8 protein-coding genes, 1 pseudogene and 1 riboswitch are annotated in these 8,930 nt (G+C 63.8%); of the genes and pseudogenes, 4 read left to right on the forward strand and 5 right to left on the reverse strand.

Annotated features, from left to right (window positions below):
* A pseudogene (locus EN914_RS14285) lies at positions 1-333 on the forward strand (cell division protein FtsZ); the annotation flags it as partial.
* 57 nt (positions 334-390) lie between these two features.
* Here EN914_RS14285 and fba read toward each other — a convergent pair.
* The 3 genes from fba to EN914_RS14300 all read right to left on the reverse strand — a co-directional run bounded on the left by fba (position 391) and on the right by EN914_RS14300 (position 3,621).
* A complete protein-coding gene (gene fba, locus EN914_RS14290) occupies positions 391-1,455 on the reverse strand; it encodes a class II fructose-bisphosphate aldolase (protein WP_013532928.1) in 1,065 nt (354 codons plus the stop codon).
* A gap of 164 nt (positions 1,456-1,619) precedes the next feature.
* Positions 1,620-2,093: a 6,7-dimethyl-8-ribityllumazine synthase gene (locus tag EN914_RS14295; protein ID WP_024502575.1), complete on the reverse strand. Its 474-nt coding sequence runs from the start codon at positions 2,091-2,093 to the stop codon at positions 1,620-1,622.
* 77 nt (positions 2,094-2,170) lie between these two features.
* Positions 2,171-2,385: riboswitch (FMN riboswitch) on the reverse strand.
* Positions 2,386-2,451: 66 nt separating this feature from the next.
* A complete protein-coding gene (locus EN914_RS14300) occupies positions 2,452-3,621 on the reverse strand; it encodes an MFS transporter (RefSeq protein ID WP_024502576.1) in 1,170 nt (389 codons plus the stop codon).
* A 49-nt stretch (positions 3,622-3,670) separates the two neighbouring features.
* On the opposite strand from EN914_RS14300, the gene EN914_RS14305 reads away from it, so the two are divergent.
* Entirely contained in the window at positions 3,671-4,210 is a 540-nt protein-coding gene (locus tag EN914_RS14305) for an Lrp/AsnC family transcriptional regulator (protein ID WP_013532925.1), read from the forward strand.
* A 10-nt stretch (positions 4,211-4,220) separates the two neighbouring features.
* Here EN914_RS14305 and mtnA read toward each other — a convergent pair whose 3' ends face one another.
* Positions 4,221-5,315: an S-methyl-5-thioribose-1-phosphate isomerase gene (gene mtnA / locus EN914_RS14310; protein ID WP_024502577.1), complete on the reverse strand. Its 1,095-nt coding sequence runs from the start codon at positions 5,313-5,315 to the stop codon at positions 4,221-4,223.
* On the reverse strand, positions 5,312-6,586 hold the full coding sequence (mtnK, locus tag EN914_RS14315) for an S-methyl-5-thioribose kinase (protein WP_024502578.1): 1,275 nt from the start codon (positions 6,584-6,586) through the stop codon (positions 5,312-5,314). Before mtnK ends, mtnA begins: the two co-directional genes overlap by 4 nt.
* Before the next feature lie 135 nt (positions 6,587-6,721).
* On the opposite strand from mtnK, the gene EN914_RS14320 reads away from it, so the two are divergent.
* A complete protein-coding gene (locus EN914_RS14320) occupies positions 6,722-8,233 on the forward strand; it encodes a sugar ABC transporter ATP-binding protein (protein WP_024502579.1) in 1,512 nt (503 codons plus the stop codon).
* Between the two features lie 79 nt (positions 8,234-8,312).
* Positions 8,313-8,930, forward strand: a 618-nt coding sequence (locus EN914_RS14325; RefSeq protein ID WP_145968239.1) for an ABC transporter permease, incomplete at its 3' end; no start/stop codon positions are given.

An 8,930-nucleotide genomic window follows, 5' to 3' on the forward strand; every position in this document is an offset into this window, starting at 1 on the left:
GGTGAAGGCCGCGCGATGAAGGCGGCCGAAGCCGCGATCGCCAACCCGCTGCTCGACGAAGTGTCGATGAAAGGCGCCAAGGGCGTGCTGGTCTCGATATCGGGCGGCAGGGACATGACCCTGTTTGAAGTCGACGAGGCCGCCACCCGCATTCGCGAAGAGGTCTACGAGGATGCCGACATCATCGTTGGCGCCATCTTCGACAAGGGCATGGAAGGCCGCTTCAGGGTCTCGGTCGTGGCGACGGGCCTCGACCGTGCTTTTGGCGCCGAGGATGCCGACGCCGGCATCGCGCGCGACCACGCCGGTCAGCCGGCGCGGACGCTTCAATAGTGTTCGGTAAACGGGCAGGGCGCTGCCGCGCTCCTGCCCTCGATACCAGCGTTCAGCTCAGCCGAACTTCGGGTCCAGACTGCCCGACTTGTAGCGCTTGGCCATTTCGGCGACCGGCAGCGGCTTGATCTTCTGCGCGTTGCCGGCGGTGCCGAACTGTTCGAAGCGCTCCTTGCAGAGCTTGCGCATGGCGGCCATGGCCGGTGTCAGATACTTGCGCGGGTCGAACTCGCTCGGGTTCTCGGTCAGCACCTTGCGGATCGCGCCGGTCAGCGCCATGCGGTTGTCGGTGTCGATGTTGATCTTGCGCACGCCGTGCTTGATGCCGCGCTGGATCTCCTCGACCGGCACGCCCCAGGTTGGCTTCATCTGGCCGCCATATTTGTTGATGATCTCCTGCAGGTCCTCGGGCACCGAGGACGAGCCGTGCATGACCAGGTGCATGTTCGGCAGCCGGCGATGGATCTCCTCGATGACGTTCATGGCCAGCACCGCGCCGTCCGGCTTGCGCGAGAATTTGTAGGCGCCATGGCTGGTGCCCATGGCAACCGCCAGCGCATCGACATGGGTGTCTTTGACGAACTCGACCGCCTGTTCGGGATCGGTCAAAAGCTGGTCGTGGCTGATCGCGCCTTCGACGCCGTGGCCGTCTTCCTGCTCGCCGCCGCCGCTCTCGAGCGAGCCGAGCACGCCGATCTCGCCTTCGACGGACACGCCGCCCCAATGCGCCATGTCGACGACGCGCTTGGTGATGCCGGAATTGTAGGCGTAGTCGGCCGGCGTCTTGCCGTCTTCCTTCAGCGATCCGTCCATCATGACGGAGGTGAAGCCGTACTGGATCGCGGTGACGCAGGTGGCTTCGTTGTTGCCATGGTCGAGATGCATGCAGACCGGAATGTCGGGATGGATTTCGACCAGCGCGTCGATCAGCTTGGCCAGCACCACGTCATTGGCATAGGCGCGCGCGCCGCGGCTAGCCTGCAGGATGACCGGCGACTTGGTCTCCTCGGCGGCCTCCATGATGGCGAGGCCCTGTTCCATGTTGTTCATGTTGAAAGCGGGCACGCCATAGCCGTATTCGGCGGCGTGGTCGAGCAATTGTCTCAGTGTTATGCGAGCCACCCAATAGTCTCCCGTATCTGGTTTCAAGCGCAACGTCGCGGGCCGGCCGGTTTGCCGGTCGGCCCTTGATGCTTCTGGCGGGATTTCAAGGGAACCGCAACCTTCGGAGCGCTTCTCGATCGCAATTCTTGTTGCAGGGCTGAAATCCGGCCAGTTTGACGACCTCAGGCCGCGATCAGGTCCCGCGCCGCCAGGAGTTGCACGCAGGCGTTCGCCGCTTCCTTGCCCTTGACGGTGAAGTGCTCGAAGAAGAAGCGGTGGTGCTCGGCGCTGTCGTGGTAGTTGTGCGGGGTGAGCACCGCCGACAGCACCGGCACGCCGGTCGACAGCTGCACGTTCATCATGCCGTCGATGACAGCACTTGCGACGAACTCATGCCGGTAGATGCCGCCATTGACCACAAAGGCTGTGCCGAGGATCGCGGCATAACGGCCGGTCCCGGCCAGGGTCTTGGCATGCAGGGGGATCTCATAGGCGCCGGGCACGTCGAAAATGTCGACGGTGAAGCGTTCGCCTCCCAGAGAGGCCAGTTCAGCTTCGAAGGCCTGTACGCACTGGTCGACGATGTCGGCATGCCAGCGCGCGCGGATAACGGCGATGCGGGTCGTTTCATAGTCTTTATGGGAATGCTGATTCATGGGTCCATCCTTCCGTTTCGAACCAGAATCAGGACGCACGATACGGATTAAGCCCGCAAAAAGCGGGCCGGCTTCCGTTTCGTCCTCTTCCATCCGGACTGTAACCGTCGGCTCCGGAATCACACCGGATCTGCTGACCTTTCCACTAGAGCGCCACGCGTCCCTTGGACGCGTAAAGGACGCTCTAGCACTTAAGAATCCACGCATTGATGCGTGGACCGGAAAGCGCTCGCGGGCTTGGGTAGAAACCCTTACCGCCGGTGGGGACTTTCACCCCGCCCTGAGAACATTAACGGCTTTGTATGAAAGGGCAGGACGCTGCTGTCAACCGTGAGAAGGTTGGGCCAAGCACGTTCGACTACCGCGTGCGCCACGCCGCCGCCGATGCGGCGATCAGCATGAGCAGTGCTGCAACCATCACGCAGACAGCAAAGCCGAAGTTGGAATAAAGCGGCCCGAAGCTGGTGGTGCCGACAAAGACCGCGAGGTAAGTCACCGCACTGTTCAGCCCCATGATCGTGCCGCGCCGCGACGGATCGAGCGCAGACAGGCGCATCACCAGGACGTTCAGGCCGAAATGATTGGCCAGTCCCCAGATTGCCACCATGGTCAGGGTCAGCCCGAAACTGCCGCTCGTCGCGGCCATCGCGACGTAGACCACGGCGACAAGAAGATAGGCAAACGGCATGACGCGCCGCGCACCCAGTCTGTCGATGATGCCGTCGAGCAGAGCAGCCGTCCCGAAGCCTATGCCGTAGGCAAGCGCCGCCAGGCCGTTGGCGCTCACCGGCTGTCCAAGCCCGACATGAAGATGGTCGCCGAGATAGCCATAGACGCCGTAGAACGAAGTCATGAAGGCCGCGCACGCGACCAGCAGCGGCAGGATTCCGGGAATGCCGAGCGCTTCCAGCCGGGCGGGCGCCGGTCCGGCCTTCCTGATGTCGCTGAGCGACGTCGCTGTCAGCCCCATCCATGCAAGGGCCGCAAGCACCGCGACCGCTGCGAAAACGGCGCGCCAATGCACCAGATCGGCAAGCACGGCCGAAAGCGAAACGCCGGCAACCATGCTGAGTGTCCATCCGGTCAGCACGACGCCGATCGTGCCGCTCTCCCTGCCCGGAGGAGCAATGGCCGCCGCGCTGGCATAGATCGCCGGCATGGCGACGCCGGCGGCGATGCCGGCCAGCAGCTGTGCGGCGACCAGCATGATCACCGTGGGTGCCGCGGCGCTGGCGACCAGCGCCAGTGCCAACAGCAGCAGTGCGCCCTGCAGCATTCTGCGAGCACCGAGCCGGTCGATGTAGCGCGCCAGGAACAGCGCGCTGGCAGAGGTGCCGAGGCCGAACGCGGCCGCCGCAATCATCACGGCCGGCACGCTGGTGCCGAACGACGAGGCGACAGCCGGTGCAATCGGACCCAGCACCAGCGAGTTCGAGCCGATGACCGCGATGCAGCCCGTCAACAGATAGGCAAGCGCCGGGATCGGGGCTCGGGCAGTCAATGGTGCAAGTTGATCAATGTTCGACATATCGGCATAATGGCCGTATTCTATTCAGCGGAGAACCAGGAATTTCGCCATGGATGAAGAAACAGATGGCATTCTGCAGAACAGGCCGGCGGCCCGCGATCTCGACGCGATAGACCGAAGAATATTAGGTGTCCTGGTCGATGATGCCACGATCAGCTACGCCGAACTCGGCGATCGCGTCGGCTTGTCGCCACCGGCAGCGCATGAGCGGGTCAAACGGCTCCGGCGCAGCGGCGCCATCCGCAACACGGTCACCATCATCGATCCCCGGGCGGTGAAAAAGCCTTTGCTCGCCTTTGTCCATATCGACACCAGGGGCTGGGGAAAGACGCCGGAACTGATGGCGGTCTCGCAATATCCCGAAGTGGAGGAAATCCATACCGTCGCCGGCGACACCTGCATGCTGCTGAAGGTCCGCACCGAAGACACCAGGGCCCTCGAAGGCCTTTTGGCGCGCCTCTACGAAACGCCGGGCGTCACCTCGACGCGCAGCTATGTGGTGCTCTCGACCTATCTGGAGCGGCCGGTGCAGCCGGGTATCACCGAGACTTGGCCGACACCCAAGCACATGGCCGAGCCTCTGTACTAGAAGCGAGCGGCTACGCCCGCTCGGGAAACATCTGCTTCAGGCCCTCGCGCGAGGCCTTGGCGACACCGCGCTCGGTGATCAGGCCGGTCACCAGCCGCGCCGGCGTCACGTCGAAGGCCGGGTTGGCCGCCGGCGTCGTCTCAGGCGAAATGCGCACCTGGGCAATCTCGCCGGCGGCGGTCTTGCCCCAGACCAGCGAGACCTCGTCGGCCGAGCGTTGCTCGATCGGGATTTCGGCCAGTCCGTCATGCACCGTCCAGTCGATGGTCGGCGACGGCAGCGCGACATAGAACGGCACGTCGTTGTCGGCGGCGGCGAGCGCCTTGAGATAGGTGCCGATCTTGTTGCAGACATCGCCGTCGGCCGTGGTGCGGTCGGTACCGACGATGACCATGTCGATTGCGCCGCGCTGCATCAGATGGCCGCCGGCATTGTCGACGATCAGCGTGTGCGGCACGCCGTGCCCGGCCATCTCCCAGGCGGTCAACTGGGCGCCCTGGTTGCGCGGCCGCGTCTCGTCGACATAGACATGGACCGGAATGCCGGCTTCTGTGGCCAGGTAGATCGGCGCGGTCGCCGTGCCGTAATCGACCGTCGCCAGCCAGCCGGCATTGCAATGGGTCAGGATGTTGACCGGCTCGCCCTTCTGCTTGCGCGCCGCGATCGCCTTGATGATGGTGAGACCGTTCTCGCCGATGGCGCGGTTGAGGCCGACATCTTCGTCGGCGATCTCACTGGCCCGCCGATAGGCGGCTGCACCGCGTTGTTCGGTAGGCAAAGGCCGCAGGAAGCGCCGCATTTCGTCCAGCGCCCAGCGCAGATTGATCGCGGTCGGCCGCGTCTCGTGCAGGGTCTCCCACACGGCGTCGAGCGCTGCATCCGACGCATCGTCGGCCATCTGCATGGCGACGCCATAGGCAGCGGTGACGCCGATCAGCGGCGCGCCGCGCACCCACATGTCGCGGATGGCGGTGGCGATGCCGGCAACCGTGCCGATCCTCTCGATGCGGAAATCATGCGGCAGCCAGCGCTGGTCGATGATATCGACCGAACGCCCGTCGTCGCTCAGCCAGATGGTGCGATAGTGGCGGTCGCCGACGTTCAAATGCTGCTCTCCTGTTCGATCAACGCGGCCAGTTGGTTGACCTCGTCGATGCTGTGGATCTGGCGCCGGTTGACGGCGAGGTGGCGGCCGAATTTCAGCGCCTTTGCTTCACAACTGGCGCGCAGATCCTCGTCGGCAATGGTCTCGAAATCGGCATTGTGAGCGAGACCGAGGATGCGCCGGTGCACTTCGACGCCGGCAAAGCCTAGCAGGTCGGTCCAGATCTGGTGCAGCACATGGTCGAGCGCCTGCTCTGAGGCAAGGATGTCGCCCTGGTCCTCGAACAGGCTCTTTTGGTAGAGCATGCCGGTGCGCTCGCTGCGCCATAGATGCGAAAACTCGGCGCGGAACACCGACCAGGTCTCGACCGTCACACCGAGCAGATAGGCGCGCATGGCGTCGCGCTTGCCCTTCTGTTCGTGGCCGCGTTGCGAGAAGAAGGACATCCAGAAATTGGCAAGCAGCATGCCGACGTCGAAAGCCATCGGGCCGTAGAAGGCGAACTCCGGGTCGATCATCCGGGTCTCCGTGTCGGTGACCATGATCGAACCGGAATGCAGGTCGCCATGCAGCAGCGTTTCGGCATTGGCGGCGAAGATGTGCTTCAGCCGCTGCGCCTCGACCTTGAGGTCGCGGTCGGCGCGCAGTTCGGCGACCAGGCCGTCGAGCTGCGGCGAGGTGTGCCGGTTCATCTTGGCATCGAAATAGGGATCGGAGAACACCAGGTTTTCGGTGATGTCGCAAAGCTCGACATTGTCGGCGAACAGCGCCAGATCGGCCTTGCGGTCCTTGGCGGCCATATGCAGGTCGGAGCCGCGAAACAGCGTCCGGGCCATGAACAGGCCGATATCCCGGGCGATGTTCGGCAGTTGGCGGCCGTCGATCAGGGCACGGCGCAGGATGATATGCGGCGGCGCAAGATATTCCATGATGATCAGCGCCTGGCATTCACCGAAATAATGGATCGCCGGCACCGAGCCCGGCGCGCGCGCCTCTTGCCTGGTCAGCGCGTGATATTCGAAGAAGGAGCGCTTCAACGGCAGCGGCCAGCTGTCGCCGACCAGGCGGACATAGGGCAGGGCCTGCTTGACCACGGCCGCACCGCTGGCGCCTTCGACGATGAACACCAGGTTGAGATTGCCGTCGCCGACCTCGCGGACCTTCCAGGCGCCGGTGTCCTTGCCGATCTTCGCGCACAGCGCCTCGTTGCCGCCAAGGCGTGCAGCCAGGGTTTCGACCGACAGGGCTTCGAACGGCAATTCTTCAGTCATCGTTATCCTCCCGCATATGCGCTTCCAACATAACGGAGGCGTGGCGGCCGGGCCAAGCTAGGAAGCGATCTGGCAATTGTCAATCGTGTTGACAATTGCCGATGCAGCTCATAGCGTCATGTCAGGGAGGAACGCATGGTCGGCAATGCCGTGTTCCGCGTAGAGGGACTGAGGAAATCCTTTGGCCATAACGAGGTGCTTGGCGGCGTCTCGCTGGAACTGTATGCCGGTGAAGTGACCGTGCTGATGGGCGCCAACGGCGCCGGCAAATCCACCCTCGTCAAGATCATCTCTGGTGTCTATGAACGCGGCGGCGGGACGATGGTGCTCGCCGACCAGGATTTCGCGCCGAAAACCCCGGCCGAGGCGATCCGCGCCGGCGTCGTCACCGTGCACCAGAACATCAATGACGGTGTCGTTGCCGATCTCGATGTCGCCACCAACCTGACGCTGGACCGGCTGAGCGGCAGCGGTGCGCCGACCCTGTTCAATCCAATGCGCGTGCGGCGAGAGGCCAAGGCGGTTGCCGACCGCATGGGGCTGGCCATCGATTTGAAGGCGCGGGTGAGTGATCTTTCGCTGGCCGATCGCCAGATGGTGGCGATTGCCCGCGCGCTGGCGCACAAGCCGAAAGTGCTGATCCTCGACGAGCCGACCTCATCGCTCTCCAGCGCCGAGGCTGATCGGCTGTTTGCCCTGATCGACAGGCTGCGCGAGCAAGGCGTGGCCATCCTCTACATCTCGCACCGTATGTCGGACATAAGGCGGCTGGCCGACCGCATCGTATCGATGCGGGACGGGATCATCTCAGGCATTTTCGACAAGAAACCGCTCGACTATGAAGGCGCGGTCAACGCCATGCTCGGCCGCAAGATCCATCTCGACCGGATTGTTGTCAGGGATTCAGCCAATGCCGTCTTCAAGATAGACGGTCTGCGCATCGCACAAGGCGCGCGGCCGATCTCGCTGACGCTCGGCGACGGTGAGGTCGTTGCCATCACCGGCCTCGTCGGCGTCGGCAAGACGGCGCTTGCCGAGACGCTGTTTGGCGTGCGCCAGCCGCTGGCCGGCACAATGACGCTGAACGGCAGGCCTTATGCGCCTGAAACAGCCGGCGAGGCGATCGCCGCCGGCGTGTTCCTCGTTGCCAAGGACCGCGGCGAGAACGGCATCGTCGGCGGCTTCAACATCCAGGAAAATATCAGCCTGCCGTTTCACAAGCGCATGTCACGTTTCGCTGTTCTCAAGCGCCGTCTGGAACGCGCCACGGCGCGCCGGCAGATCGAGGAGCTGGGCATCGTCTGCCGCTCCGAGAAGGACGAGATGTCGGAGCTCTCCGGCGGCAACCAGCAGAAGGTGATGGTCGCCCGCTGGATGGCCCAGCATGCGAGACTGTTCATTCTGGACGAGCCGTTTCAGGGCGTCGATATTTCCGCCCGGCGCGACATCGCCGCCAAGCTCAGGGCCAGTGCAAACGGACGCGCCACGCTGCTGTTCGTCACCGAACTCGACGAGGCGCTGGAGACCGCCGATCGCATCCTGGTCATGTCGGAACAGACCATCGTCGGCGAGCACCGCAATGCCGATGTCGATCTCGACCGCCTGTTGGCCGAGGTCGCCGGCGGGCCGCTGCACAGTGCCGCCTGAGCACGGGCGTTAGGAATGGGAATGGAAAGAGCATGGGTTCGGATTGGCTAAAAACGGCAGCAGCGCGCGGGAGCGCCGAATGACATTGCGCGACCACGCCATCCGCTACGGCTTCATCGTGCTCTTGTTCGGGCTCGTCGCCTATTTCTCGATCGCCGCCGACGGTTTCGTTTCGCCGCAAAGTGCGGTTTTCATCTTCCAGTCGGTCGCCATCACCGGCGTGCTGGCGCTCGGCGTCACCGCCACGCTGGTCGTCGGAGGTTTTGATCTATCGATCGGCTCGGTCGCCACCTCAGCCATGATGGCGGCCGCCTATGTCATGGTGGTGCTGGAGCAGAACGCCCTTGTCGCGGTCGTCGTCTGCCTGCTCATCGGCGCCATCGTCGGCCTGATCAATGGCTGGCTGATCGTCTACATGCGTGTGCCCGATCTGCTGGCGACGCTCGGCATGATGTTCCTGCTCGTCGGCCTGCAGCGCATTCCAACCGAAGGCCGCTCGATCGCCACCGGCATGACCATGCCGGACGGTTCGGTCGCCAACGGCAAATTCTCCGACGCCTTCCTGGCGCTCGGCCGCCACCGCTTCGACTTCTTCATCCCGAACCTCATCCCAGTGTCGGTGGTGGTGCTGCTCGTGCTCGCCGTGCTGATCTGGTTCTTCCTCGAATACACCCGTTTCGGCCGCATGATGTATGCC

The sequence above is a fragment of the Mesorhizobium sp. M7A.F.Ca.CA.001.08.2.1 genome (assembly GCF_003998455.1).
Lineage (GTDB): Bacteria > Pseudomonadota > Alphaproteobacteria > Rhizobiales > Rhizobiaceae > Mesorhizobium > Mesorhizobium ciceri.

Excerpts from the sequence above, each read along its gene's own strand:
- EN914_RS14295 (WP_024502575.1), bottom strand. The coding sequence starts at position 2,093 with ATGAATCAGCATTCCCATAAAGACTATGAAACGACCCGCATCGCCGTT.
- EN914_RS14300 (WP_024502576.1), bottom strand. The coding sequence starts at position 3,621 with ATGTCGAACATTGATCAACTTGCACCATTGACTGCCCGAGCCCCGATC.
- EN914_RS14305 (WP_013532925.1), top strand. The coding sequence starts at position 3,671 with ATGGATGAAGAAACAGATGGCATTCTGCAGAACAGGCCGGCGGCCCGC.
- mtnK (WP_024502578.1), bottom strand. The coding sequence starts at position 6,586 with ATGACTGAAGAATTGCCGTTCGAAGCCCTGTCGGTCGAAACCCTGGCT.
- EN914_RS14320 (WP_024502579.1), top strand. The coding sequence starts at position 6,722 with ATGGTCGGCAATGCCGTGTTCCGCGTAGAGGGACTGAGGAAATCCTTT.